Source organism: Agromyces soli (assembly GCF_022811605.1).
Lineage (GTDB): Bacteria > Actinomycetota > Actinomycetes > Actinomycetales > Microbacteriaceae > Agromyces > Agromyces soli.
Genome location: NZ_CP094533.1, coordinates 350,902 through 375,354 on the forward strand (window position 1 = coordinate 350,902; position 24,453 = coordinate 375,354).

General features: G+C 74.4%; 24 protein-coding genes. 11 read left to right on the top strand and 13 right to left on the bottom strand.

The genetic code is table 11. The features are described from left to right. Positions 1 to 27: 27 nt before the first annotated feature. Positions 28 to 1,254: a pyridoxal phosphate-dependent aminotransferase gene (locus tag MTP13_RS01725; RefSeq protein ID WP_243569346.1), complete on the top strand. Its 1,227-nt coding sequence runs from the start codon at positions 28 to 30 to the stop codon at positions 1,252 to 1,254. 14 nt (positions 1,255 to 1,268) lie between these two features. Here MTP13_RS01725 and MTP13_RS01730 read toward each other — a convergent pair whose 3' ends face one another. Next, positions 1,269 to 2,168 carry a LysR family transcriptional regulator ArgP gene (locus MTP13_RS01730; protein WP_243569347.1) on the bottom strand — a complete coding sequence of 300 codons (900 nt, stop codon included), beginning with the start codon at positions 2,166 to 2,168 and terminating at the stop codon, positions 1,269 to 1,271. A 71-nt stretch (positions 2,169 to 2,239) separates the two neighbouring features. Between MTP13_RS01730 and MTP13_RS01735 the strand changes: the two genes are divergently transcribed. After that, on the top strand, positions 2,240 to 2,974 hold the full coding sequence (locus MTP13_RS01735) for a LysE/ArgO family amino acid transporter (protein ID WP_243569348.1): 735 nt from the start codon (positions 2,240 to 2,242) through the stop codon (positions 2,972 to 2,974). Positions 2,975 to 2,997: 23 nt separating this feature from the next. Here MTP13_RS01735 and MTP13_RS01740 read toward each other — a convergent pair whose 3' ends face one another. Beyond that, complete coding sequence (locus MTP13_RS01740) at positions 2,998 to 3,804, bottom strand: hypothetical protein (protein WP_243569349.1); 807 nt, start codon at positions 3,802 to 3,804, stop codon at positions 2,998 to 3,000. A gap of 135 nt (positions 3,805 to 3,939) precedes the next feature. On the opposite strand from MTP13_RS01740, the gene MTP13_RS01745 reads away from it, so the two are divergent. The 4 genes from MTP13_RS01745 to MTP13_RS01760 are packed head-to-tail and all read left to right on the top strand — an operon-like array spanning position 3,940 to position 7,570. Then, positions 3,940 to 4,869, top strand: coding sequence for an ABC transporter ATP-binding protein (locus tag MTP13_RS01745; RefSeq protein ID WP_243569350.1), 930 nt, complete (start codon positions 3,940 to 3,942; stop codon positions 4,867 to 4,869). Next, positions 4,866 to 5,729, top strand: a complete 864-nt coding sequence (locus tag MTP13_RS01750; protein WP_243569351.1) for an ABC transporter permease — start codon at positions 4,866 to 4,868, stop codon at positions 5,727 to 5,729. Before MTP13_RS01745 ends, MTP13_RS01750 begins: the two co-directional genes overlap by 4 nt. Before the next feature lie 21 nt (positions 5,730 to 5,750). Beyond that, positions 5,751 to 6,929 carry a sensor histidine kinase gene (locus MTP13_RS01755; RefSeq protein ID WP_243569352.1) on the top strand — a complete coding sequence of 393 codons (1,179 nt, stop codon included), beginning with the start codon at positions 5,751 to 5,753 and terminating at the stop codon, positions 6,927 to 6,929. Continuing rightward, entirely contained in the window at positions 6,926 to 7,570 is a 645-nt protein-coding gene (locus MTP13_RS01760) for a response regulator (protein WP_243569353.1), read from the top strand. The genes MTP13_RS01755 and MTP13_RS01760 overlap by 4 nt, the downstream gene beginning before the upstream one ends. Positions 7,571 to 7,594: 24 nt before the next feature. Here MTP13_RS01760 and MTP13_RS01765 read toward each other — a convergent pair whose 3' ends face one another. The 3 genes from MTP13_RS01765 to MTP13_RS01775 all read right to left on the bottom strand — a co-directional run bounded on the left by MTP13_RS01765 (position 7,595) and on the right by MTP13_RS01775 (position 12,279). Continuing rightward, on the bottom strand, positions 7,595 to 10,288 hold the full coding sequence (locus tag MTP13_RS01765) for a phosphoenolpyruvate carboxylase (protein WP_424221803.1): 2,694 nt from the start codon (positions 10,286 to 10,288) through the stop codon (positions 7,595 to 7,597). Between the two features lie 127 nt (positions 10,289 to 10,415). Continuing rightward, positions 10,416 to 11,087: a LuxR C-terminal-related transcriptional regulator gene (locus tag MTP13_RS01770; protein ID WP_189085617.1), complete on the bottom strand. Its 672-nt coding sequence runs from the start codon at positions 11,085 to 11,087 to the stop codon at positions 10,416 to 10,418. After that, the gene (locus MTP13_RS01775) at positions 11,080 to 12,279 is read right to left on the bottom strand and encodes an ATP-binding protein (RefSeq protein WP_243569354.1); all 1,200 of its coding nucleotides are present in this window, start codon (positions 12,277 to 12,279) and stop codon (positions 11,080 to 11,082) included. The genes MTP13_RS01770 and MTP13_RS01775 overlap by 8 nt, the downstream gene beginning before the upstream one ends. A 115-nt stretch (positions 12,280 to 12,394) precedes the next feature. On the opposite strand from MTP13_RS01775, the gene MTP13_RS01780 reads away from it, so the two are divergent. Then, positions 12,395 to 14,011, top strand: a complete 1,617-nt coding sequence (locus tag MTP13_RS01780) for a PspC domain-containing protein (RefSeq protein WP_243569355.1) — start codon at positions 12,395 to 12,397, stop codon at positions 14,009 to 14,011. Further along, positions 14,008 to 14,532, top strand: coding sequence for a hypothetical protein (locus MTP13_RS01785; RefSeq protein ID WP_243569356.1), 525 nt, complete (start codon positions 14,008 to 14,010; stop codon positions 14,530 to 14,532). The genes MTP13_RS01780 and MTP13_RS01785 overlap by 4 nt, the downstream gene beginning before the upstream one ends. On the opposite strand, the gene MTP13_RS01790 is transcribed toward MTP13_RS01785, so the two are convergent. After that, a complete protein-coding gene (locus tag MTP13_RS01790; RefSeq protein ID WP_243569357.1) occupies positions 14,460 to 14,831 on the bottom strand; it encodes a hypothetical protein in 372 nt (123 codons plus the stop codon). The genes MTP13_RS01785 and MTP13_RS01790 overlap by 73 nt on opposite strands. Before the next feature lie 137 nt (positions 14,832 to 14,968). On the opposite strand from MTP13_RS01790, the gene MTP13_RS01795 reads away from it, so the two are divergent. Next, complete coding sequence (locus MTP13_RS01795) at positions 14,969 to 15,172, top strand: hypothetical protein (protein ID WP_230768129.1); 204 nt, start codon at positions 14,969 to 14,971, stop codon at positions 15,170 to 15,172. A 36-nt stretch (positions 15,173 to 15,208) separates the two neighbouring features. Here MTP13_RS01795 and MTP13_RS01800 read toward each other — a convergent pair whose 3' ends face one another. The 5 genes from MTP13_RS01800 to MTP13_RS01820 form a co-directional block, all read right to left on the bottom strand. Continuing rightward, positions 15,209 to 16,399, bottom strand: coding sequence for a UDP-N-acetylmuramate dehydrogenase (locus MTP13_RS01800; protein WP_243569358.1), 1,191 nt, complete (start codon positions 16,397 to 16,399; stop codon positions 15,209 to 15,211). Beyond that, a complete protein-coding gene (locus MTP13_RS01805; RefSeq protein WP_243569359.1) occupies positions 16,396 to 16,845 on the bottom strand; it encodes a MaoC family dehydratase in 450 nt (149 codons plus the stop codon). The genes MTP13_RS01800 and MTP13_RS01805 overlap by 4 nt, the downstream gene beginning before the upstream one ends. After that, on the bottom strand, positions 16,845 to 17,291 hold the full coding sequence (locus MTP13_RS01810; RefSeq protein ID WP_243569360.1) for an FAS1-like dehydratase domain-containing protein: 447 nt from the start codon (positions 17,289 to 17,291) through the stop codon (positions 16,845 to 16,847). The genes MTP13_RS01805 and MTP13_RS01810 overlap by 1 nt, the downstream gene beginning before the upstream one ends. A gap of 33 nt (positions 17,292 to 17,324) precedes the next feature. Then, complete coding sequence (locus MTP13_RS01815; RefSeq protein WP_243569361.1) at positions 17,325 to 17,948, bottom strand: DUF937 domain-containing protein; 624 nt, start codon at positions 17,946 to 17,948, stop codon at positions 17,325 to 17,327. A gap of 101 nt (positions 17,949 to 18,049) precedes the next feature. Then, a complete protein-coding gene (locus MTP13_RS01820) occupies positions 18,050 to 18,664 on the bottom strand; it encodes a TetR/AcrR family transcriptional regulator (protein ID WP_243569362.1) in 615 nt (204 codons plus the stop codon). Between the two features lie 178 nt (positions 18,665 to 18,842). On the opposite strand from MTP13_RS01820, the gene MTP13_RS01825 reads away from it, so the two are divergent. After that, complete coding sequence (locus MTP13_RS01825; protein ID WP_243569363.1) at positions 18,843 to 20,120, top strand: MFS transporter; 1,278 nt, start codon at positions 18,843 to 18,845, stop codon at positions 20,118 to 20,120. Next, entirely contained in the window at positions 20,117 to 21,739 is a 1,623-nt protein-coding gene (locus MTP13_RS01830; RefSeq protein ID WP_243569364.1) for an amidohydrolase, read from the top strand. The genes MTP13_RS01825 and MTP13_RS01830 overlap by 4 nt, the downstream gene beginning before the upstream one ends. A gap of 185 nt (positions 21,740 to 21,924) precedes the next feature. Here the strand turns inward: MTP13_RS01830 and MTP13_RS01835 are convergent, their stop codons facing one another. Further along, positions 21,925 to 23,541 carry an APC family permease gene (locus MTP13_RS01835; protein WP_243569365.1) on the bottom strand — a complete coding sequence of 539 codons (1,617 nt, stop codon included), beginning with the start codon at positions 23,539 to 23,541 and terminating at the stop codon, positions 21,925 to 21,927. 21 nt (positions 23,542 to 23,562) lie between these two features. Beyond that, on the bottom strand, positions 23,563 to 24,450 hold the full coding sequence (locus tag MTP13_RS01840; protein ID WP_243569366.1) for a universal stress protein: 888 nt from the start codon (positions 24,448 to 24,450) through the stop codon (positions 23,563 to 23,565). Between the last annotated feature and the right edge of the window lie 3 nt (positions 24,451 to 24,453).

The following is a 24,453-nucleotide window of genomic DNA, read 5'->3' on the forward strand; positions in this document are numbered from 1 at the left end:
GGCGCCGCCGCTCGGTAGACTCGCGGTGTGACCGAGAAGCCGCGCCTGTCCGCCCGCATCGCCGCCATCGCCGAGTCCGCGACCCTGAAGGTCGACGCGAAGGCGAAGGCCCTCCAGGCCGAGGGGCGCCCGGTCATCTCCTACGCGGCCGGCGAGCCCGACTTCGCGACGCCGGAGCACATCGTCGAGGCGGCGCTCGCCGCCACGCACGACCCCAAGAACTACCGCTACACCCCGGCCGCCGGGCTGCCCGAGCTCCGCGAGGCGATCGCCGACAAGACGCGGCGCGACTCCGGGCTCGAGGTGCCCGCCTCGCAGGTCGTCGTCACGAACGGCGGCAAGCAGGCCGTCTACCAGGCATTCCAGGTGCTGCTCGACGAGGGCGACGAGGTGCTCGTGCCGACGCCCTACTGGACCACCTACCCCGAGGCGATCAAGCTCGCCGGCGGCCGTCAGGTCGACGTCTTCGCCGGCAGCGAGCAGGGCTACCTCGTCACGGTCGAGCAGCTCGAGGCCGCGCGCACCGAGCGCACCAAGGTGCTGCTCTTCGTCTCGCCGTCGAACCCGACGGGCGCGGTCTACCCGCCCGAGCAGGTGCGGGCGATCGGCGAGTGGGCGCTCGAGCACGGCATCTGGGTGATCGCCGACGAGATCTACCAGAACCTCACGTACGCGGCGCTCGACACCGAGGTGGGCGCGCCCGCCCCGCGCGCGCTGTCGATCGTCGAGGCCGTGCCCGCGCTCGCCGAGCAGACGATCCTCGTGAACGGCGTCGCGAAGACCTACGCGATGACCGGCTGGCGGCTCGGCTGGATGGTCGGCCCCGCCGACGTCATCAAGGGCGCCGCGAACCTGCAGTCGCACCTCACCTCGAACGTGTCGAACATCTCGCAGCGCGCCGCGATCGCCGCGCTGACCGGCCCGCAGGAGCCCGTGGAGCAGATGCGCCGCGCCTTCGACCGCCGCCGCCGCACGATCGTCGGCGAGCTGTCGAAGATCGAGGGCCTGCGCGTGCCGGTGCCCGAGGGCGCGTTCTACGTCTATCCCGACGTGACCGGCCTCCTCGGCCGCGAGTGGGGCGGCGTCACGCCGACCACCTCGCTGGAGCTCGCCGACCTCATCCTCGAGCGGGCCGAGGTCGCCGCGGTGCCGGGCGAGGCGTTCGGGCCGAGCGGCTTCCTGCGCTTCAGCTACGCGCTCGGCGACGAGCCGCTGCTCGAGGGCGTGCAGCGCCTGCAGCGCCTCTTCGGCTGAGCCGCAGCCCCGCGTCAACTGAACGCGCGGCGGGCCTCGGCCACCACGGCGTCGGCGATCGTGTCGAGCAGCGGCGAGCGCAGGTTCCACTGCTGCCAGTGCAGCGGCACGTCGATCGGCGGGCCGCCGAGCGGCACGAGCCGCCCGTCGGCGAGCTCCTCGTCGCTCTGGAAGCCGGGGAGCATGCCCCAGCCCAGCCCGAGCTTCACGGCGACGGCGAAGTCGTTGGATGCGGGCACGTAGTGCCTGGGCGGCGCGGCGGCGTCGGCCCCGACGAAGCGCAGGAAGCCGGTCTGCAGGTCGTCGCGCCGGTCGAAGTCCACGAGCGGCGCGCCCGACAGCGCCGCGGGCGTCATACCCCCGGGCAGCCAGCGCGCCACGTACTCGGGCGTCGCGACCGCGCGGTAGCGCATGACGCCGAGCGGCCGGGCGACGCAGCCGGCGACGGGCGTCGCCTGCGAGGTGATCGCCGCCATGACGGTGCCCGACTCGAGCAGCTCGGCGGTGAAGTCCTGGTCGTCGCGGTGCAGGTCGAAGACGACCGGATGCCTCGCCGCGAGCCCGGCGAGGGTGGGCAGGATCCAGGTGCCGAGCGTGTCGGCGTTCACCGCGAGCGGCACCGTGATGGGGCGGCGGTCGGCCTCGCCGTCCGTCCGTCCGAGCGCGAAGCCCGCGAGCGCGTCGTGCTCGAGCAGCGCGAGCTGCCGTGCGTAGCGCACCACCGCCTGCCCTGCCTCGGTCGCGCGCACCGGCTTCTGCCGCACGAGGAGCACGCGGCCGAGGTGCTGCTCGAGCGCCTTGATGCGCTGCGAGACGGCCGAGGGCGTGATCTGCAGCGCCCGGGAGGCCGCGTCGAAGGTGCCCTCGGCGACGACGGTCGCGAGGGTGCGGGCGAGCTCGGCGGGAATCTCCATCTGTAGCCATGCTAATGCTCGTGAAGAATCCTGAACTGTACTTCAGGCATCCGGAGACCTAGCGTCGAGGCGTGGATCTCAGCTCGACCCTCGCCGGCCTCGGCCTCGGCCTCTCGCTCATCGTCGCCATCGGCGCGCAGAACGTGTTCGTGCTGCGCCAGGGCATCCGCCGCGAGCACGTGTTCGCGGTCGCGGCGGTCTGCGCGGCCTCGGACGCCGTGCTCATCCTCGCCGGGGTGTCGGGCATCGGCGCCGTGCTCACCGCGGTGCCGTGGCTCGTCGACGTCGTGCGCTGGGCGGGCGCCGCGTTCCTCGCCGGCTACGCCGTGCTCGCCGCGAAGCGCGCGATCCGCCCGAGCGGCGCGACGCTCGGCCCCGGCGCATCGGCCGCGGCGCCGTCCGACGGGACACCGGACGGCGCCGCCCCCTCCGCCACCGGCCCGACCACCACGACCCCCGCGGCCGGCACGCTCACGGCGCCGGCTCCGGCACGGGCCACCCCGACCGCGGCCGGCACGACCCTCCTCGCGACGCTCGGCACCTGCCTCGCGCTCACCTGGCTGAACCCGCACGTCTACCTCGACACCGTGTTCCTGCTCGGCTCGGTCGCCAACGGGCACGGCGAGGGCCGCTGGTGGTTCGCGCTCGGGGCGGCGCTCGGCTCGGTGCTCTGGTTCTTCGGCCTCGCCTACGGAGCGCGCCTGCTCGGCCGGGTGCTCTCGACCCCGCGCGCCTGGCGCATCCTCGACGGCGTCATCGCGGTCGTGATGCTCGCCCTCGCGGTGTCCCTCGTGCTGCCGCGCTGAGCGACGTCGCGCCGAGCCGGCGGTCAGTCGTAGTCGAGCACGAAGTCGAGGGTGAGCATGCCGGTCATCGGCGGACCGGCGTTCGGCGCCACGAGGCAGTCGTACGTCGCCGTCGCGTACCCCCCGGTACCGTCGGCGTCGACCCGGGCGAACACGGCCAACGTGTGCTCGGTGTCGCCGACCCGATACCTCGTGTCCGTCCGCCAGAACTCCAGCTTCGCCTCGCTCGTCCAGGAGCCCAGCGCGAGCGCGCGGCTCGACTGAGCCCGGGTTCCGATCTCCTCACCCTGTTCGGCCGCGAGCCGCTCGCCGATCGCGGTCGCCGCCATCGCTTCGCTCGCCGCCCGATCACCGCCCGCGGGGTCGCCGACCACGCTCTCGGGTCCCGACCGCAAGTACACCTCGCACACCGGCTGCCAGCCCGAGAACGCCAAGGTGTCGGGCGCGACGCCATCGATCGGGTCCCACCATCCCGGCTCGGTCTCGCTCCACACGGGCGCGGCCCCGAACTCGACGGCGTCGTCGAGCCCGATCGTGCCGGGCGGGTACTGCCGCGACGGCTCGACCTCGGGCTCGACGTCCGGCTCCGGCTCCGACTCGGCTTCCGGCTCCGGCCAGCCCTCCGTCCCGCTGAACCCCGCGCCCGGGTCCGCACCGGCGCGGATCTCGTCCGCCCTGGCGCTCACCGTCGCCGAGACCGCCGCGAGCGACAGCACCCCGATCATGCTCAGCAGCAGCGCGAGCGGCGCCGCGATGGCGAGCACGACCCAGCCCGCGGCGGGCAGGGCGGGATGCCTCGGGCGAGACGCGAACGGGTCCTCGTGCGACACGGTGCTCCGATCCGAAGGGGCGCGCCCCGGCGGCGCGCCGCCTCAGACTAGCGGCCGGCATCCACCGATCGGGGGATGCCGGAATCGCCAGTTCGGGGGTGCCCGGGACCGTCGCGGACGCGGGAGCATCGCAGCATGGACCAGATTCAGAGCCCCGCCGTGCGGGTGCGCGGCCTCCGCAAGGCGTACGGCCAGGTGACCGCCGTCGACGGCATCGACCTCGACATCGCCCGCGGCGAGACGCTCGCCCTGCTCGGACCCAACGGCGCCGGCAAGTCGACCACGATCGAGATCCTCGAGGGCTACCGCCGGCGCAGCTCGGGCGAGGTGTCGGTGCTCGGCGCCGATCCGGCGACGGGCGGCCGCGCGTGGCGCTCCGAGCTCGGCATCGTGCTGCAGTCCGCCGCCGAGACCGGGCTGTACACGGTCCGCGAGCAGCTGCGCCAGTTCGCCGGGTACTACCCGAACCCGCGCGACGTCGACGAGGTCATCGCCGCGGTCGGCCTCGAGCAGAAGGCCGGCACCCGCATCTCGAAGCTCTCCGGCGGACAGCGTCGTCGCGTCGACGTCGCGCTCGGCATCGTCGGCCGGCCGCAGCTGCTGTTCCTGGACGAGCCGACGACAGGCTTCGACCCCGAGGCCCGCCGCGAGTTCTGGGGGCTCATCGAACGGCTGAAGGCCGAGGGCACCACGATCCTGCTCACCACCCACTACCTCGACGAGGCGGCGCAGCTCGGCGACCGCGCCGCGGTGATCCTGGGCGGCCGGATCGTCGCCGAGGGCGCCATCGCCGAGCTCGGCGGCCCGGCCGCCAGGGTCCCGATCGTGCGCTGGCGGGATGCCTCGGGCGTCCGCCGCGAGCAGCGCACCGAGCGGCCCGCCGAACTCGTCGCCGCCCTCGCGGCCGAGGCCGCGCCCACGACCGCCGACGGGCGCGGCGGCGAGCCCGCCGAGCTCGAGGTCATCCGCCCGAGCCTCGAGGACGTCTACCTCGAGCTCGTGCGCGCCGCCGAGGCATCCACCGTCTCTCCCATCGTCGCGATCCCCGAGGAGGCCCGCGCATGAGCGCCGTCACCACCCCGTCCACCGCCGGCCGCGCCGGTTCCGTCCGTCTGCCGGGCGTGCTCGCCTCGGGCCTCAGCCGCGTCGGCTACGAGGTGCGCGGCTACTTCCGCAGCCCGGACACGGTGTTCTTCACCTTCCTGTTCCCGCTCATCATGCTCGGCATCTTCACCGCCGCGTTCAGCTCGTCCGGGGACATCGCGCCCGGGCCGGGCACCGCGGGCGTCAGCGTCGGCGCCTACTACCTGCCCGGCATGCTCGCGGCGGGCGTGCTGCTCTCCGGCGTGCAGAACCTCGCGGTCGACATCGCCGGCGAGAAGGGCGACGGCATGCTGAAGCGACTGGGCGGCACCCCGCTGTCCCCCGTGTCGTACTTCATCGGCAAGCTCGGGCAGGTCTTCACGACCGGCGTGCTGCAGGCGGGCCTGCTGCTGCTCGTCGCGGCCACCGTCTTCGGCGTCGAGCTGCCCACGAGCGGCGAGGCGTGGCTGACCTTCGCCTGGGTGTTCGTGCTCGGCACGGTCGCCTCTGCGCTGCTCGGCATCGCCCTCTCCGCGGTGCCGCGCAGCGCCCGCTCGGCGACCGCCGTCGTCGTGCCGATCGTGCTCGTGCTGCAGTTCATCTCGGGCGTGTACCTGCAGTTCTCGGCGCTGCCGGAGTGGATGCAGAACCTCGCGAGCCTGTTCCCGCTGAAGTGGATGGCGCAGGGCATGCGGGCCGCGTTCCTGCCCGAGGACTTCGCCGTCATGGAGCAGCACGGCACCTGGGATCTCGGCTGGGTCGCGCTGTGGCTCCTCGTCTGGCTCGTGATCGGGCTCGTCGCGAGCCGGCTCACGTTCCGCTGGATCCGGCGCGACGCCTGAGCCCCGTGAGAGCATGACGGAATGCTGAACCGCCGCTGGTGGGACCTCGCCGCCCTCGCGGTGTCGGCCGTCGTCGTCACCTTCGGCCTGGTCTTCCCGCCGTACGGCCCGCGGGACTGGGGCAGCTGGGCCGTCGTCGCGGCGTTCCTCCTGGTCTACGTCGGCTACCTCAGGTGGCGGATCGGCTCGGAGGACCCGCGGCATCACATCGCGATCACCGCGATCCTCGTCGCCGTCGTGTTCGCCGGCACGGCGTTCGACTCCGGCGCGGCGACGCTGCAGGCCTTCGCCTACCCGTTCCTCTGGATCACGGCGCCGTCCACGACGCGCGCGATCATCGGCAACGTGCTGCTCGGGGTCGCGGTCGCCGCCGGCTACGCGGTCGGCCTCGGACCGACGGGGGTGCTCCCCGGCCTCGGCGTCGGCGCGCTGTCGCTCGCGTTCAGCCTCGCCCTCGGCCTGTGGATCACCCGGATCGCCGAGGTCGGCGAGGAGCGGGCCAGGCTGCTCGCCGAGCTGCAGGCCGCCCAGGGGCAGCTCGCGGCGATGCACCGCGAAACGGGCGTCACCGAGGAGCGGGCGCGGCTCGCCCGGGAGATCCACGACACGATCGCGCAGAGCCTCACCGGCCTCGTCATGCTCGCCCAGCGCGCCGAGCGGCGGCTCGACGCCGCGTCGCCCGACGTGCCGGCCGCGCGCGGCGACCTCGGGCTCATCGAGGAGATGGCGCGCGAGGCGCTGACCGAGGCGCGCGGCCTCGTCGCCGCGGTCTCCCCCATCGCGCTCGACACGAGCCTCGCCGACGCGCTCGGTCGGCTCGCCGCCGGCTTCGAACGGGAGACGGGCGTCGCCGTCGCCCTCGACGTGCGCGCGCCCGGCCTCGACCGGGAGCTCGAGGTCGTGCTGCTGCGCGCCTCCCAGGAGGGCCTCGCGAACGTGCGCAAGCACGCGCGGGCGGCGCACGCGGCGCTCGCCGTCGAGGCGGCGGGCGGGATGGTCCGGCTTGTCGTGCGCGACGACGGCGTCGGCCCGGGCCCGGACGATCCGCCCGGCTTCGGGCTCGCGGGGCTCCGCGACCGGGTCGCCCTCGCCGGCGGCCGGGTCGAGTTCGGCGGGGCTCCCGGCGGCGGGGCCGAGCTCCGCGTCGAACTGCCCGTCGAGGCATCCGACCGCGTTCTGAGCGAAGGGAGCACCGCATGACCGCGCCGATCCGCGTCGTCGTCGCCGACGACCACCCCATCGTGCGCGCCGGCATCGTCGGGCTGCTCGAGAGCGCCGAGGGCATCGAGGTGGTCGGCGTCGCCGCCGACGGGCTCGAGGCCGTCGCGCTCGCAACCGAGCTGTCTCCCGCGCTCGTGCTCATGGATCTGCGCATGCCCGGTCTCGACGGCGCCCGGGCGACCGCGCGCATCCTCGCCGAGGGCGGCGGCGTGCGGGTGCTCGTGCTCACGACCTACGACACCGACGAGCACATCGTCGAGGCGATCGAGGCGGGCGCCGCCGGGTACCTGCTGAAGGCGGCGCCGCAGGACGAGATCCTCGCCGGCATCCGCGCCGTCGTCGCGGGCGAGACGGTGCTCGCGCCCTCGGTCGCGGCCCAGCTCGTGCGGCGGATGCGGGCGGATGCCGGAGGCGCGACGACCCCGCCGCAGGCCCTCTCGCCGCGGGAGCTCGACGTGCTGCGGCTCGTCGCGGCCGGCAGCTCGAACCCCGAGATCGCCCGCACGCTCGTGATCGGCGAGGCGACGGTGAAGACGCACCTCACGCACGTGTTCGAGAAGCTCGGCGTGAACGACCGCACCCGCGCCGTGACCCGCGCGATGGAGCTCGGGCTGCTCTGAGCCCGAGCTCCCGCGGGCGCCGGCTCAGCCCGTGTTCTGCAGGCCGGCGGCGATCCCGTTCACGGCGAGCAGCAGCAGCCGCAGCTCGTGCTCGTCGGGCGTCGCGCCGGCGGTCTGCTCCTCGCGGACCGCACGGAGCGCCCGCAGCTGGAGGAGCGACAGCGCGTCCACGTAGGGGCTGCGCAACCGCACGGCCCGCTGCAGCACCGGCTGCTCGGCGAGCAGCTCGTCGTGCCCGCTCGCCCGCAGCACCCACTCGCGGGTGAGGGCGAGCTCGTCGAGCACGAGCGCGGCGAGCTCCTCCCGGTCGCCGAGGGCGAGGTAGCGCTCGGCGAGCCGGTCGTCGGCCTTCGCGAGCGACATCTCGACGTTGTCGATCATCGAGGCGAACAGCGGCCACTCCCGGTACGCCCGGCGCAGCAGCTCCTCGTCGCCGACCGCGGCGAGCGCGGTGCCGAGCCCGAACCAGCCGGTGAGGTTGATCCGCGCCTGCGTCCAGGCGAACACCCACGGGATGGCCCGCAGGTCCTCGAGCGAGGACACCGAGAGCCCGCGGCGGGCGGGCCTGGAGCCGAGGGCGAGCAGCCCGACCTCCTCCATCGGCGTGACGCGGGCGAACCAGGGGGCGAAGCCCTCCGCCTTGACGAGCGCGAAGAAGCGGGCGCGGGAGGCCTCGTCGAGCCGGGCCGCGAGCCCGGCGAAGCGGGCGCCCGCCTCGCGGTTGCGCTGCTCGTTCTCGGGGCTGCCGGCGAGCAGCGTGGCCGCGGCCATCTGCTCGAGGTGGCGGGCGGCGATGTCGGGGTCGCCGTAGCGGGCGAAGATGACCTCGCCCTGCTCGGTCACCTTGAACCGGCCGTCGACGGAGCCCGGCGGCTGCGCGAGCACGGCCTCGTTCGTGCGCCCGCCGCCGCGGCCGAGCGCGCCGCCGCGACCGTGGAAGAGGGTGAGCTCGATGTCGTTCCGCTCCGCCCAGGCGGCGATGCGCGCCTGCGCGGCGTCGAGGGCGAGCGTCGCCGCCACGGGGCCGACGTCCTTCGAGGAGTCGGAGTAGCCGAGCATGACCTCGACCGCCCGGCCCGTCTCGGCGAGGCGGCGCTGCACCTGGGGCAGCTGCAGCATGCCGTCGAGGATGTCGGTCGACGCCTCGAGGTCGGCGAAGGTCTCGAACAGCGGGATGACGTCGAGCACCGGGGCCTCGTCGCCGAGCGCGGCCTCGGCGAGCCGGAACACGTTCGCGAGGTCGTCGGCGCTCTGCGTGAAGGAGACGATGTAGCGGCGGGCGGCGCGCAGCCCGCCGCGGCGCTGCAGCTCGGCGATCGTGCGGAACACGGCGAGCACCTCGGCGGCGAGCTCGCTGCGCTCGGCGCCAGGCTCGGCCTCGGCGAGCTCGGCGAGCACGCGGCGGTGCACCTCGGAGTGCTGGCGCACCTCGAGCTCGGCGAGGTGGAAGCCGAAGGTCTCCACCTGCCAGACGAGCCCCTGCAGCTCGCCGTTCGCGCTGCGGTGGGCGCCGGCCGCGGCGAGCGAGGCCTGCACGAGGCGGAGCTCGGCGAGCAGCTCCTCGGGCGAGCCGTAGGCGAGCGTCGCGTCGCCCTCGCGGGTGGCGCGGAGCCGCGCGGCGATGACGAGCAGCACCCGGCGGTGCGGCTCGTCGGGCGCGCGCGTGCCGATGCCGGCCGTCACCTCGGGGGCGAGCCGCTGCTGGGCGGCCCAGAGCTCCCGCACCTCGGGCGAGGCGGGCGTGCCGTCCTCGGCGAGGGTGAGACTGCGGCCGACCCGGGTGGCGGCGCGCTCGAGCCCGAGCAGCACGTGCTCCGCGGCGATCCCGGCGGCGGCAGCGGTCGTCTCGGCGGTGACGAAGGGGTTGCCGTCGCGGTCGCCCGCGATCCAGCTGCCGAGGCGCACGAACGCGGGGGCGACGGCGGGCGCGAGCCCGGCCTCACGGCCCTGCAGGCGGTCGTCGAGCTGGCGGTACACGCGCGGCACGACTTCGAAGAGCGTCTGGTCGAAGACGTTCATCGCGCTGCGCACCTCGTCGAGCGGGGTGGGCCGGGTGGTGCGGATCGGCGAGGTGCGCCAGAGCACGTCGATCTGCTCGGCGAGGCGGCGGTCGAGCTCGGCGGGATCGGCGGCCGGGGCGAGCCGGAGCAGCTCCTCGCGCTCGGCGAGCAGCTCGCCGACGCGGCGGATCGCGGAGGCGACGGCGCGGCGCCGGGCCTCGGTGGGGTGGGCCGTGAGCACGGGGTGGAAGCGCAGCCGGCGCAGGCGTTCGGCCGCGGCATCCTCGCCGATCTCGGCGACGAGGTGGTCGTAGGCCGCGCCGAGCGACTCGGCCGGGGCGTCGAGGTCGGCGCCGTCGCGGGTGCGGAGCACGCGCACGCGGTGGTGCTCCTCGGCGAGGTTCGCGAGGTGGAAGTACACCGTGAACGCGCGGGCCACCTCCTCGGCGCGCGCGGGCGTGAAGGCGGCGACGAGGGCCTCGGCGTCCTCGAGGGAGGCGCCCTCGCCCTCGTACGCGGCGATCGTGAGCGCGCGGAGGCGTTCGACGTCGTCGAGGAGGGCGGGGCCGCCGGCTTCGGCGAGCACCGTGCCGAGGAGGCTGCCGAGCAGGCGCACCTCGGCGCGGAGTTCGTGGTCGATGCGGTCGCTGACGGCCTCACGGGCGCTGGGGTCGTGGTGGGCTGCGGCGGGCTCTGATGGGAAGGCGGAGCTGGTCACCCTGCGACCGTACCCGGATTCCCGTGACGGTCACATTTCGTCACGTCACATTCCGCGACCCGCGACCCGCTCCCCACTCCGACTTGCCCGACTTTCATGAAAGTCGGGCAAGTCGGAGTGGGGCGGCTCAGAGCAGGCGGCGGGCGGTCGCCCAGGCGGTGAGCTCGTGGCGGCTCGAGAGCTGCAGCTTGCGGAGCACCGCCGAGACGTGCGTCTCCACCGTCTTCACGGAGATGAACAGCTCGGCCGCGACCTCCTTGTACGCGTAGCCGCGGGCGATGAGCCGCATCACCTCCTGCTCGCGCGCGGAGAGCCGGTCGAGCTCGTCGCCCGCGACGGCCGTCTCGCCGACCGCCGCACCGAAGGCGTCGAGCACGAAGCCCGCGAGCTTCGGCGAGAAGACCGCGTCGCCGGTGGCCACGGCGTGCACCGCCCGGCTCACCTCGCCGCCGGAGGAGCCCTTCGTGATGTAGCCGCGGGCGCCGGCGCGGATGACGCCGACGACGTCCTCCGCCTTGTCCGAGACGCTGAGCGCGAGGAAGCGCGTCGCGGGCAGCTCGGGCGCGGCCCGCCGGATCACCTCGGCGCCGCCCGTGCTGCCCGCGGGCACGGCGAGCCCGGGCAGGTGCACGTCGAGCAGCACGACGTCGGGCGCGGTCTCGACGACGACGGCGAGCGCCGACTCGACGTCGTGCGCCTCGCCGACGACGTCGATCGAGGCGTCGAGGTCGGCTTTCAGCCCGGAGCGGAAGATCGAGTGGTCGTCGACGACGACGACCCGGACGGATGCCTCAGCCACGTGTTCCCCCTTCGCCGGGCGCCGCCGCCGGCATCCGCAGTCGCACCTGCGTGCCGACGCCGCCGACGCCCGGGCCGACCTCGGCCTCGCCGCCCGCGCGGCGCATCCGGCCCACGATCGACTGCCGCACGCCGAGCCGGTCGGCGGGCACGTCCTCGAGCGAGAAGCCCTCGCCGCGGTCGCGGACGAAGACCTCGACGGCGTCCGGGCGGCCCTCCACGTAGACGGAGACCTCACCGCCCGCGTGCCGCGCCGCGTTCAGCATCGCCTCCCGGCTCGCGGCGGCGAGCTCGCCCGAGGCGCGCTCGCGCTGCTCGCCGACGACGACCACGTCGACGCTCACGGGGTACTCGATCTCGAGCACGGCGGCCACCTCGCGGAGCTCGGCGCCGAGGTCGCGGTCGGGCACGGCGTCGCCCGCGAAGAGCCACTCGCGCAGCTCCCGCTCCTGCGCCCTGGCGATGCGGGCGACCTCGCTCGTCGCGCCGGCCCGGTTCTGGATGAGGGCGAGCGTCTGCAGCACGGAGTCGTGCAGGTGCGCGGCGATCTCGCTGCGCTGCTCCTCGCGGATGCGGCGGGTGCGCTCCTCGCTGAGCTCCCGGAACCGGGTCACGAGAGTGGGCGCGTAGACGAGGGCGATGCCGGCCACCGCGGCGAGGGCGACGGCGAAGGCGGGCCGCGGCGCCTCGCTCGCGGCCGGCCCGAACACGATCACGACGGCGACGAGGGCGAGGGCGACCGTCGCGACGATCCGCACGGCGAACTCGTGCCGCGGGCCGCGGTCGGCGTCGGGCCGGTCGAGGAAGCCCGCCCAGGCGGATGCCGCGACGATGAGCCCCACGCCCGCGAGCGCGGGCCAGAACCAGGCGGGTCCGCCGGTGGGCGGTCCGCCGGAGACGGCGGCGAGGCCGAGCGGCACGGCGGCGGCCGCGAGCAGGATCCACGCGACGGGCGCCCGACGCTTCGGCGCCTGCTCGCCCGGCTGCCAGGGCGTGAGCGCCCAGAGCCAGAGATAGAGCAGCAGGCCCGCCCCGCCGACGAGGCTCGTCAGCGCGAAGCCGAGGCGCACGAGCGCGACGGGCCAGCCGAGGTGTTCGGCGAGGCCGGCGGCGACGCCCGTCGCCACGCAGTCGCGCGGGCGGGCGAGGCGGGGCACGACGCGGTCGTCGCCCGCCGCGGGGGCGGTGCTCATGCCTGCCATCCAAGCAGACCGGGGCGTCGGCCCGGCCGCCCCTGGGCCCCGTTCAGGGTCGAATCAGGGGTTCACCCCATCGCGGGCGGGACGCCGGGTGCGCCACGATCGAGGCATGGAGACGAATCGCACCGCTCCCCCGGACGCCGAGGCGCCGCGGGACGAGCAGGGGGAACGCACGACCGACGGCCGGGGCACCGGTGGCGGAGCGGGCGGTTCGGCTCCGAACGGCGGCCCGGGCAGCGGCTTCTTCGCCGATCTGCGCCGGGCCGGGGTGCCGCGCCGCGAGGGCTGGATCGGCGGCGTCTGCGCCGGCGTGGCCGCCCGTATCGGCCTCGACCCGATCATCGTGCGCGGCATCGTCGTCGTGCTCGCCGTGCTCGGTGCGCCGTTCCTCCTGATCTACGCGGCCGCCTGGCTGCTGCTGCCCGACCTCGAGGGGCGCATCCACCTCGAACAGCTCTTCCGCGGGGTCGTCGACCCGGCCCTCGCCGGCATCGCCGTGCTGACCGTCGTCGGGATCATCCCGCTCGTGCAGGGCGGCTGGCTCGGCTGGCGCTGGTGGCCCGATCTGCCCGCCCTCCCCGACCCGCTGTTCGGCGTCGACCTCTCGGTGCCGCTGCGGCTGTTCTGGGTGCTGCTGCTGCTCGGCGGGCTCGCCGCGCTCGTGGTGTGGCTCGTCCGGCGCGCGAGCGCCACCGGCGGAGTGGATGCCCCGGCCCAGGCGGCCCCGGCGCAGTCGGCTCCCGCCGAGACCGGGACCGGGTCCGCGGTTGCATCCGAGGCATCCGCTTCCGCCGCGACCGCCGCGTTCGCCGGGGAGGCACCGCCCGCGCCCGCCCCGCCGCCCGCGCCGCCGCTCGAGCCGAGCCCGGACGCCTCCGGCGAGGAGCTCGGCGCCTGGCGGCAGAGCCACGACGCGTGGCGCGCCGAGCACGCCGAGTGGCGGGCTGGCCAGGCCGAGGCCGATCGCCGCGCCCGCGCAGCCGCCGCCGAGGAGAACCGCGCGCAGGCCCGCGAGCTCATGGCCCGGGCCGACGCGGCGCGCGCCGCCCGGCGGGCGAGCCGTCCGCGGGCGAGCGCCGCGTTCGTGTTCACCGCGCTCGGCCTCGCGATCGTGGGCGGCGCGGTCGCCGCGATCGCCGCGATGTCGAGCACCAACACCGACGGCTTCGCCGTGCCGCTCTCGCTCGCGACCGCCGTGTGCGTCTTCGCCGCGGCCATGGTGATCGCCGCCCTGCGCCGGCGCCGCAGCGGCTGGCTCGCCTTCTTCGCCTCGGCGACGACCCTCGTCATGCTCGCCGCGACCGCGATCGCGGCGACGCTGCCGTCCGGCCGCCTGATCGGGCCCAACGCCTCCATCTCGCTCGCGAGCTCGCAGCGACTCGTGCAGCCGGTCGGCGACGCCTACCTGAGCCTCTACACCCCGCTCGGGGCGCCGGCCTCCGCGCCCGTCGTCGAGCTCTCGCAGGGCATCGGGCAGGCGTGGGTGTCGATCGACGAGAACGACCGGCTGCTGCTCGACACCGCGGGGGCCGGTGGGCTCAGCATCTGGGTCACCAACGGGCAGGGCGAGCTGGTGACGCTCGGACCGGACACGAGCGGCGGCCCCATCGTCGTCGGCGGGCCGGACGGCGTGGCCGACGACGACGCCCCCATCGACGCCAAGCTCGTGCTGCGCCAGTGGACGGGCGCCGTGTACGTCGAGATCCGATCGGAGATGCAGGGATGACGAAGCCGACCCCGGACCGCGAGGCCGAGACGAACGCCGAGGCCGAGGAGCGCGCCGAGACCGAGGTGCTCGCGCCCGCCGCGACCGCCGAGGCCGAGGTGCTCACGCCCGCCGCGACCGCCGAGACGCTGGTGCTCGCGCCCGTGCCGCCGACGCCGCCCGCCGCGCCCGCTGCCGAATCGCGAGTCGAGGCCGATGCGCCGTCCGCCCCCGTCGAGGGGCCGACGATCCGCTGGGGCGCGCTCGTCTGGGCGCTGCTCTTCCTGGCGATCGCCGGCACCACGATGTGGCTGCTCGTCTCGCCCGAGCGGCGTGACGCCGTGGGCGACTGGCTCGGTTCGGTGCATCCGCTCGTGCTCGTGCTCTCCGGCGTGATCGCCGTCGGCGTCGTGATCGCGCTCTTCGGCATCGTCGGACTCATCCGCCGCGGCGAGCGCGCCCGGCGCGGTCACCAGGCGGCGGGCAGCTCCCGCTCGCCGAGCGGCGTGAGCTCCGGCGGCATCGGCCACGCCAGCTCGTAGCGGACGAGCGGTGCGTCGATCGCGCCGAAGTCGTCCTTCTTCACGACGATGCCGCGGGTGCTCACCTCGGTGATCCGCACGCGCAGCTCGGTGCCGTTCTCGAGGCGCAGCACGTAGGGGTCGGCGAGGTAGCGGATGCCGAGCTCCTCGAGCAGCGTCTCGCCGTCGAGCCAATCGACGGCGCCGCCGTGCTCGCGCCCGAGCAGGTCGACGGGCACGAAGCCCTCGCCCTCGGGGCGCAGCCAGCCGACGAGCTCGCCGTCCGGGCGGCGGTGTTCGATGAAGTCGCTGCGGTCCACCCGCCGAGCCTAGCCCGCCTGCTCCTCCCCAGTGCCGCCGGTGACGGAACGCTCCACAGCTTCACGCCCGAGCCCGACGGCGCTCGGGCGATCGCGTAGGGTCGAAACACCGGGGGCCGAAACAGGAGGAGGGCGAGATGACCGAGGTGCAGAGCTGGGTGCTCATCGGGGTGTTCGCGAGCGTCGTCATCGGCATGATGAGCTGGCAGACCGTGCATCTGAGTTCGCTGTTCCGCGCCGAGATCGGGCGGGCGACCGCCGAGCTCCGCACCGAGCTGGCGACGATCGACCGCGATGTGCAGGCGCTCACCCGCCGCGCCTTCGGCGGCGAGACCGGCTGAGCCGCGAGGCGTGGTCGGGCGCCGCGATCGAGGCCGCTAGATCTCGACGCCGACGAGCACGGGCTCCGGGTGCAGCACGATGCCGAACTCGGCCTGCACGCGGTGCCGCACGTAGCGCGCGAGTTCGGCGAGCTCGGCGGCCGTGGCCCCACCGCGGTTCGTCAGCGCCAGGGTGTGCTTCGACGAGACCGCGGCGCGCGAGCCGGGCAGGGCGAAGCCGCGACGGATGCCGGCCTGCTCGATCAGCCACGCAGCCGAGAGCTTCACGAGCGGCTCGGCCGGCTCGGTCTCGGCGGGCGGCTCATCGTCTGCCGCGGCGAGCTCGGCCTGCAGCTCGAGGAAGGCGTCGAGCGGAGAGTGCGAGGCGAGCCGCGAGAGCGGCACGACCTCGTCGGGCTGCTCGGGCTCGAGGTACCAGCGCGGGGCGTCGGCGGGCAGCGTGCGCGCCACCTTCTCGGTGACGATCGGGTTCGTGAAGAAGGAGCCCGCGCTCACCGAGTCGGGGTCGGCGGGGTCGAGCACCATGCCCTTCGAGCCGCGCAGGGCGAGCACGGTCTCGCGCACCTTCGCAACCGGCGCGCGGTCGCCCGGCTGCACGCCGAGGGCGGCGGCCAACTGGGCGTAGGCGATGGGCCGGCCGATCGCCTCGCCGAGCACGGCGCGCTCGGCGGCCGTGTCGTGCAGCTGCACCTCGACGGCGACGACGACGCCGGCGAGCCCCTGCTTCAGCACCGAGGTGCGGTAGCCGAGCTCGAGCTCGTCGGCCGGCATCCAGCGCGGGGCGTCCGCGCCCTCGTCGAGGAACCAGACCCCGAGCAGCGCCTCCGACAGCTCCTGGCCGTAGGCGCCGATGTTCTGCACCGGCGCGGCGCCGACCGAGCCGGGGATGCCCGAGAGCGCTTCGAGCCCCGAGTAGCCGTGGGCGACGGTCCACGCGATGAAGCCGTCCCAGTTCTCGCCGGCCTGCACGCGCAGCCGCACCGAGCCCTCGGGGGCGCCGGGCAGCACCTCGATGCCGCTCGTCGCGATGCGCACGACCGTGCCGTCGAAGCCCTCGTCGCCCGCGACGAGGTTCGAGCCGCCGCCGAGCACGAGCCAGGGCTCGCCCGAGCCCCAGACGCCGTGCAGCAGGTCGACGAGGTCGCGCTGCGTCGTCGCCGTCACGAGCCGCGAGATCGGCCCGCCGAGGCGGAGCGTCGTGAGCTCGGCGAAGCGTCCGCCCGTCATCGTCCGCCGCGGTCGCCGAGCTCGACGCGCACCTGCGCCTTGCCGAGCACCGTCTCTTCCCCGACCTTCACGGTGAGGTCGATGCGGGCGACAGCGGTCTCGGCATCCAGCTGCCCGACCTTCGCGACGACCTGCACGACGGCGCCCAGCTCGGGGTCGACGACCACGGGCCGGGTGAAGCGCACCTGGTAGTCGACGACGCGGCCGGGGTCGACCGCCCAGTCGACGACCGGCTGCACGGCGAAGCCCATGGTGAGCATGCCGTGCGCGAGCACGCCCGGCAGGCCGACCGACTTGGCGACGTCGTCGCGGTAGTGGATCGGGTTGAAGTCGCCCGAGGCGCCCGCATAGCGGACGAGCGTGTCGCGGGTGAGCGCGAAGCTCTGCTCGGCGACGACGTCGCCCACCGCGAGCGAGGCGAACTCCGGGGTCTGCAGCGCGGCCATCAGTCCTCCCCTCGCACGACGAGCGTCGAGATCGCGGTGACGACGTGCGCGCCGTCAGCGTCGGTGATCGTGGATTCGGCCGTCACCATGGCGTGGGCGCCGAGCGACTTCACGCTCGTGACGGCGAGCGTGGCGGTCAGCAGGTCGCCGGCGACGATCGGCCGGCTCTGCGTGAACTGCTGGCTGCCGTGCACGACGCGCGAGAAGTCGATGCCCGCGTCGGGCTCGGCGAGCAGTTGCGCGAGCGTCTGCTCCTGGATGACGACCGCGAAGGTCGGCGGAGCGACGACGTCGGCGTAGCCGGCCGCCTGGGCGGCCTCGGGGTCGAGCGAGATCGGCGTGGAGGCGAGCACGGCGCGGGCGAACTCGCGCACCTTCTCGCGGCCGACGAGGTACGGCGCGGTCGGCGGGAACTCCCGGCCGACGAGTTCGGGATTCACGGACACCCCGCCAGTCTAGACGGCGGGGTGTCCGGAGGCTCAGCGCTTGCCGCCGCCGAGCAGCCCGCCGAGTCCGCCGAGCAGATCGCCCAGGCCGCCGCCCTGCGCCTGCGAGCCACCGCCCGAGCCACCGCCGAACAGGCCGCCGAGCAGATCGCCCAGGCCGCCGCCCTGCGCCTGCGAGCCACCGCCCGAGCCACCGCCGAGCAGGCCGCCGAGCAGGTCGCCGATGCCGCCGCCCTGGCTCTCGCCGCCCGCGGACTTCTTGGTGAACTGCTGCGCGAGGAAGCTCAGCACGATCGGGGCGAGGATCGGCAGCAGCTTGCCGATGAGGTCACCGGCCCCGCCGCCCTGCTTCTGGTCGAGGGCCTGGACGACCTGGTCGGTGTTCTGGCCGAAGACGTTCTTCACGATCTTCTTGCCGTCCTCCTCGTCGACGTCGGCGAGGTTCACGCCGCCCTCGACGAGCGCCGGGTCGTGCTTCGAGACGGCCTTCTGCAGCGAGGCGGCGCCGGCCTGGTCCTGCGCGTTCGCGCCCATGCCGGCGAGGAGGGCGGGCAGCGCCTGCTCGACCGCCTGGGTCGCGGTGGCCTCGTCGACGCCGAGCTTCTTCGCGATGTCGCCGATGGGGAGGCTGCTCATGAGCTCGTCGAGTGCTGCCATTGGTGCGTCTCCTTCTGGCGCCCGCGGACGGGGCGTCCCGCGTTCACGGTAGCTGGACGGATGCCTCGGACGGAAGGGGACACCTCCGCCGCCGCGCCCCGTCAGCGACCGGCGACGCGGGCGAGCCGGACGTGCAGCGAGTCCATCAGGAGCTCCAGCCCGACCTCGAAGACGCGGTCGCTGCGTGCGGCGCCGGTCGGCCCGGTCTCGACCAGCCGGCCGAGGGTGCGGGTGGGCCGTTGCGGCAGCCAGACCACCTCGGGCCCGGCGAGGTCGAGGCCGAACCCGAGGGCGAAGCCGTCGAGCACGGCGACGATGGTCAGCACCTCGTCCTCCGGGAACCCCGCCTCGAGCAGCGCCGTCGCCACCCGGTCGTAGGAGGCGATCACCCGGTCGGAGGTGATCGTCTTGCCCACCAGCAGGGGCACGATGAGCGGATGCGCGGCGTACATCCTGCGTTGCGCGCGCATGACGTCGACGACGACCGTCTCCCAGCCGCCGTCGGGCGGATCGGTGAGGTAGCGCACGGTGAGGCGGTCTCGGACCGCCTCGATGATCGCGTCCTTGCCGTCGACGTGGTTGTAGAGCGAGGAGGGGGTGACCCCGAGCCGGCGGGCGAGCGCGTTCACCCCGAAGCCGTCGCCCGAGTCGATGAGCTCGATCGCGGCGTCGGCGATGCGGTCCTCGGACAGCAGCGGCACTCTGGGGCGCGGCATCCGCCCCTCCTCTCGGCGTCGCGGGCGATCCGAACGAGGCTACACGCTCGGTTCGGGCCGTGGTCTTCCCATCCGGGGCATCCATCTGCATAATAAACGAACGCCATTCATTTATGGTTCGCGGCCGCACCGTTCCCCCATCCAGCACACCGCCGTGCCAGACTCCCCCGGAGACCCAATGTCGAACTCCGACCTCGCCTCGCGAGTCCCGCTGCGCTTCCCCAGCGCGAGCGCGACCTTCGCCATCGCCATCGCCGGCTACCTCGGCGTCAACCTCTCGCCGTACATGATCGGCGCCCTCCAGTCCGCGCTCGGCGCCGACGTGCTCACCGCGAGCTGGATCGTCACCGGCGCCCTGCTCGCCACCGCGATCGTCGGCCTCGCCATCGCCCCGCTCTGCGCGGGCCCCCGCCGACGGCTCGTCGCGCGGGCCGGTCTCGCACTCGGCATCGTCGGCTTCGGTGCCGCGGCGCTGCTCCCCCTGCCGGGCGTCGTCGTCGGCGGGCTGCTGATCGGCGGCGCCGGCGCGGGCGGCGCGGTCGCCGCGGCCGGCGCCGCGCTCGCCGCCTTCCGCAATCCCGACCGGGTCGCCGGCTTCAACGGGCTCGCGAACCGCGGCATCATCACCGTCGTCCTGGCCGTGCTGCCGGTCATCGGGCTCGCACCGCTCGAGGTGTTCGGCGCGCTCGCCCTGTTCTCGCTCATCGGCCTCGTGCTCAGCGCCTGGCTGCCCGCCGCACCGGTGCACGGCCCCCAGGCCGGCGCCGCCGTCGCCGAGGCGATGCCGGTCGAGATCCCGCCGACCGGGCACGTGCGTCAGATCCCCGCGCGCAGCGCCGCGACCACCCGCACCGTCACCATCGCCGGCTTCACGCTCCTCGTCACCTTCGCCCTCTGGGCCGCGAGCGAGGACTCGCTCTGGGCCATGGCCGGCGTCATGGGCACCGAACAGGCCGGCCTCACCCCCGAGGGCCTCGGCATCGCGCTCAGCGGGGCGACGGCCGGTGGCCTCCTCGGCTCACTCGTGCTCACGATCGTCGGCGACAAGCTCGGCCGCGCCGCACCGCTCGGCATCCTGCTCGTCGCCGGCGGCGCACTGAAGATCGCCGAGGGCTTCGCCGCCGACCCGACGACGTTCATCGTGCTCTTCGTCGCCTGGAACACGATCTACGCCCTCGCCTTCATGTACTTCGTCTCGACCTCCGCCGCGCTCGACGCCGACGGACGCTGGTCGGGCCCGCTGCTGGCCGTCTACCTCGTCGGTTCGAGCCTCACGCCGGTCATCGGCGCCGCGCTCGTCGAGGTGCTCAGCTTCCAGGGCTTCGCGATCGCGCTCGGCATCGCGAGCTTCGTGCTCGCCGTGCCGACCGTCGCCGTCGCCCGCCTCTCCACCCGGCTGCAGCGCGAAGAGCGCGCCGCGGCATCCAGCGCCACCACCGAGGAGGTCCCCGCGTGACTCGCACGCTCTACACCAACGGCCGCATCTTCACCGCCGCGGAGAGCGGCCCCGCCTGGGCCGAGGCGCTCGTCGTCGACGGCGACACCATCGTCTACGTCGGCGACGCCGAGACGGCGCAGTCGGAGGCGGGCGACGCCGCCACGCGCATCGACCTCGGCGGCGGCCTCGTCGTGCCGGGCTTCGTCGACGCGCACACCCATCTCGTGATGATGGGCGACGCCCTCGGCCGCGTCGGCCTCACCGACGCCCGGAGCGTCGCGAGCATCCAGGAGCGGCTGCGCGCCGCCCGTGCCGCGGCGCCCGACGCGCCGCGCCTGCTCGGCCGCGGCTGGCTGTTCGACTCGGTGCCCGGTGGCAAGCCGACCGCTGCGATGATCGACGCCGCCGTCGCCGAGGTGCCCGTCTACCTCGACGCGAACGACTACCACTCCTGCTGGGTGAACACCGCCGCGCTCGCCGAGCTCGGCATCACCCGCGACACCCCCGACCCGATCGGCGGCCGGATCGGCCGCGACGCCGACGGTGAGCCGAACGGCATGCTCTACGAGACGGCGGCGCAGCAGCACGTGTGGTCCTTCCTCGCCGACGCCACGACGGACGCCGACCGCGACGCCGCCGTCGAGCGCACCATCGCCGCCTACCTCGCCGCCGGCGTCACCGCGGTCGTCGACATGGCCTTCGACGAGCTCGGTCTCGCCGCATTCCAGCGGGCGGCCGACCGTCGCGGCGGCACGCTGCCGCTGACGGTGATCGGGCACTGGTTCATCGAGAACACCGGCGACGACGAGCACAACCTCGCCCAGGTGGCGCGCGCCGCCGAGCTCGCCGCGCGCGCGGGGGACCCGACGCTCCGGGTCGGCGGCATCAAGCTCGTCCTCGACGGCGTCATCGACGCGTGCACGGCGGCGCTGCGCCTCCCCTACGCCGACGGCTCGAACGCCGAGCCGATCTGGCCGCTCGAGCGGGCGAAGCCCGTCGTCGCCGCGGCCGACGCCGCCGGCCTCCAGGTCGCCCTCCACGCGATCGGGGATGCCGCGAGTGACCTCGCCCTCGACGCGATCGAGCACGCCGTCGCCGTGAACGGCGAGCGCCCGCGCCGGCACCGCATCGAGCACCTGGAGTACGCCGCGCCCGAGACGCCCGCGCGGATGGCCCGCCTCGGCGTGACCGCCTCGATGCAGCCCGTGCACACCGACCCGGCGATCTGGGACAACTGGGCGGCGATGCTCGGCGACGAGCGCGCCGACCGCGGCTGCGCGTGGCCGGAGTACACCGAGGCCGGCGTGCGCCTGGCGTTCTCGACCGACGCGCCGACCGCGCCGTACGAGGCGCTGCCGAACATGTTCATCGCGGCGACCCGGCGCTCGGCCCTCGACGACTCGTTCCCGCCGAACCATCCGGAGTTCGCGGTGCCGCTCGACGAGGCGATCGTGCACGCCACCCGCGACGCCGCGGCCTCCTGCCTCGAGGAGCACCGCCGCGGCAGCCTCGCCGCGGGACTCGTGGCGGACTTCGCCGTCGTCGACCGCGACCCCTTCGCCCTCGGCGAGGACTCGCTGCTCGAGGCGCGCGTCGTGCGCACGGTCGTCGCCGGCCGCACCGAGTTCGAGGCCTGACCCCGCCCCTCCCTCCCCCTCGCCTCACACAACTCAGGAACATCCCGGGGTTATGGCCCTCGAGGCATCCGCCGATCCGCGGAATCCCGGGCGTCGCCGCGCGGGCGTTCCTGAGTTGTGTGAGCGAGCACGAACGGAGCCGCCCCGCCGAGTGTCGTCGGCGGGGCGGCTCCAGTCTGTGCGGCCTAGCTGTCGCGGTCGGCGACGCCGCGGGCGAGGTGCTCGCTGCGGAAGAACTCCGGCCGCTTGATGCGCTGCCAGATCATCACGACGACGCCCGCGAGCAGGATGACGACCCCGAGGATGAACACGAGGCCCACCCCGCCGATGTTCGAGCCCGAGCCGTACGCCGGGTCCATGCTGTCGATGAGCGTGGTGAAGAACAGCACCGCGAGGATGGCGCCGCCGACGAACGGGGCGATGAGCCGGAAGAACAGGTTGCGGCCGCCGCGGAACCACGTCTTGCGGAAGTACCAGACGCACGCGAACGCGGTGAGCCCGTAGTAGAAGCAGATCATCATGCCGAGCGTCGTGATCGTGTCCCAGAGCACGTCCTCGCTGATGAAGCGCATCACGGTGTAGAACACCGCGGCGACGATCGCCGAGACGACGGTGGCGTAGCCGGGGGTGAAGAAGCGCGGGCTCACCTTCGAGAACTTCCTCGGCAGCGCGCCGTAGTGCCCCATCGCGAGCAGGGTGCGGGCCGGCGAGACGAAGGTCGACTGCAGCGACGACGCCGAGCTCGACAGCACCGCGATCGACATCACGAGCGCGAGCGGCCCGAGGATGGGGCCGGCGAGGTAGTAGAACGCGTTCTCCTGGATCTCGGGGTTGCCGAGGCCGACGTCGGTCGAGCCCAGCCCGGCGAATGCGAGCGCGCCCATGGCGACGAAGAGGTAGATCGCGACGACGATGGTGACGGTGAGGGTCGCCGCCCGGCCCGGCGTCGAGTTCGAGCCCTTCGTCTCCTCGTTCATGGTGAGGGTGACGTCCCAGCCCCAGAACACGAAGAGCGACACCGAGAGCCCCGCGACGATCGCCGAGAACGAGCCGACCTCGAGCGGGTTGAACCAGCTCAGCTCGACCGGCGTCGCGTCGAACGCCGTGCCGTTCGCGACGTGCCAGAACGCGGCGACGCCGAAGCCGATCATCACGAGCAGCTGGAAGCCGACGAGCCAGTACTGCAGCTTCTGCGTCGTCTGCATGTCCCGGTACGAGATGAGGGTCGCACCCAGGATGAACGCGAGGCAGGTGATGACGTTCACGAACGGGTTGCGGACGAGGCCGGCGACCGCCTCGGCATCGCCGCCGAAGAAGCCGACGACCTGCGACACCGCCAGGTAGAAGAACTCCACCGCGATGCCCGCGAGGTTCGACAGCACCACGACGGTCGCGGCGATGAGCCCCCAGCCCGCCATCCAGCCGACCCACGGGCCGAAGGCCCGCGTCGCCCAGGTGAAGGAGGTGCCCGAGTCCGGCATCGCGCTGTTCAGCTCGCGGTAGCCGAACGCGACGAGGAGCATCGGGATGAATCCGATGAGGAAGATCGCCGGCAGCTGCGTGCCGACCTCCGCCACGGTCGGGCCGAGCGCGCCCGTGAGCGTGTACGCCGGGGCGATGCAGGAGATGCCGATGACGATCGCGCCGATGAGCCCGACCGATCCGGCCGAGAGGCCCTTCTTGGAGAGGCCGGGGTCGCCGCCGTCGACCGTCGCGCTCGCGGTGGTGAGCGGGACGTTCGGGGCGTGCGGTTGGGAGTGGGCCTCGTGGGCCAGGTGCTGGTTCGCGGGGTCGTGCGTCATTGCAGGGTCTTTCGGGTGGGGTCAGGGGGTCTGGGCGGCGCGGGGCACCACGATCAGGGGCACCGGCAGCTCGCGGAGCATCTTCGTCGCGGTGCCGCCGAGGAAGAGGCGCGACGGCGCCGCGAGCCGGCTGGAGCCGACGAGCACGAGCTCGCCCGGCTCCCAGTCGAGCGCGCCGACGGACTCCTCGATCGTCTGGCCGGTGGCGACGACGGCGCTCGCCTCCACGCCGTCGGGCAGCTCGCGGCGGGCGCCCTCGAGCGCCTGCTCGGCGGCGACCGTGCTCGTGAGGTTCACGAGCCCGGTGTCGACGCCTGCGGGCAGGTCGATGGGCACGAGGGAGAGCAGCCGCAGGGGCGCGTGCGCCCGGCGGGCGAGCGCGACGGATGCCTCGAGCACGACGCCGGGCGTGCCGCCGACGGCGGCGGTGACCCGGGTGAGCCCCGCTGCGACCGGCAGCTTGCGGGCGCCGACGGGTGCGAGCGCGACGGGCACGTCGGCCGAGTGCAGCAGCTCGGAGGCCACCGAGCCGATGCGGGTGCGGCCGAACAGTCCGCCGCGCGCGGGCCCGACGACGACGAGCCGCGCGCCGAACTCGTGCGCCGCGGCGACGAGGCCCTCGGCGAAGGAGTCGGCGTAGCGGATGTGCAGCGCCTGCTCGACGTCGCCGCCGAGGCCGGCGGAGGCCTCGGCGAGCCACGCCTGGGCCTGCTCCTTGACCCGGCGCTCGTGCCCCGGGTCGCGGGGCACGACGCCGCCGCGCGCCTCGATCGGCAGCACCATGACGACCTCGAGCGAGGCCTCCGTGGCGCCGGCGACCCGGGCGCCCAGCGCGAGCGCGTCGGCCCCCGAGTCATCCGCCGTGTAGCCGACGACGATCCGGTAGCCCGGCTCGGTGTTCGCAGTCATCGG

Coding starts and splice junctions, on each gene's coding strand:
- MTP13_RS01730 (WP_243569347.1), bottom strand. CDS start 2,168: ATGGAGATTCCCGCCGAGCTCGCCCGCACCCTCGCGACCGTCGTCGCC.
- MTP13_RS01805 (WP_243569359.1), bottom strand. CDS start 16,845: ATGGCCGCGCTGCAGACCCCGGAGTTCGCCTCGCTCGCGGTGGGCGAC.
- MTP13_RS01840 (WP_243569366.1), bottom strand. CDS start 24,450: ATGACTGCGAACACCGAGCCGGGCTACCGGATCGTCGTCGGCTACACG.
- MTP13_RS01825 (WP_243569363.1), top strand. CDS start 18,843: ATGTCGAACTCCGACCTCGCCTCGCGAGTCCCGCTGCGCTTCCCCAGC.
- MTP13_RS01755 (WP_243569352.1), top strand. CDS start 5,751: ATGCTGAACCGCCGCTGGTGGGACCTCGCCGCCCTCGCGGTGTCGGCC.
- MTP13_RS01785 (WP_243569356.1), top strand. CDS start 14,008: ATGACGAAGCCGACCCCGGACCGCGAGGCCGAGACGAACGCCGAGGCC.
- MTP13_RS01795 (WP_230768129.1), top strand. CDS start 14,969: ATGACCGAGGTGCAGAGCTGGGTGCTCATCGGGGTGTTCGCGAGCGTC.
- MTP13_RS01820 (WP_243569362.1), bottom strand. CDS start 18,664: ATGCCGCGCCCCAGAGTGCCGCTGCTGTCCGAGGACCGCATCGCCGAC.
- MTP13_RS01835 (WP_243569365.1), bottom strand. CDS start 23,541: ATGACGCACGACCCCGCGAACCAGCACCTGGCCCACGAGGCCCACTCC.
- MTP13_RS01800 (WP_243569358.1), bottom strand. CDS start 16,399: ATGACGGGCGGACGCTTCGCCGAGCTCACGACGCTCCGCCTCGGCGGG.
- MTP13_RS01750 (WP_243569351.1), top strand. CDS start 4,866: ATGAGCGCCGTCACCACCCCGTCCACCGCCGGCCGCGCCGGTTCCGTC.
- MTP13_RS01775 (WP_243569354.1), bottom strand. CDS start 12,279: ATGAGCACCGCCCCCGCGGCGGGCGACGACCGCGTCGTGCCCCGCCTC.
- MTP13_RS01780 (WP_243569355.1), top strand. CDS start 12,395: ATGGAGACGAATCGCACCGCTCCCCCGGACGCCGAGGCGCCGCGGGAC.
- MTP13_RS01745 (WP_243569350.1), top strand. CDS start 3,940: ATGGACCAGATTCAGAGCCCCGCCGTGCGGGTGCGCGGCCTCCGCAAG.
- MTP13_RS01760 (WP_243569353.1), top strand. CDS start 6,926: ATGACCGCGCCGATCCGCGTCGTCGTCGCCGACGACCACCCCATCGTG.
- MTP13_RS01815 (WP_243569361.1), bottom strand. CDS start 17,948: ATGGCAGCACTCGACGAGCTCATGAGCAGCCTCCCCATCGGCGACATC.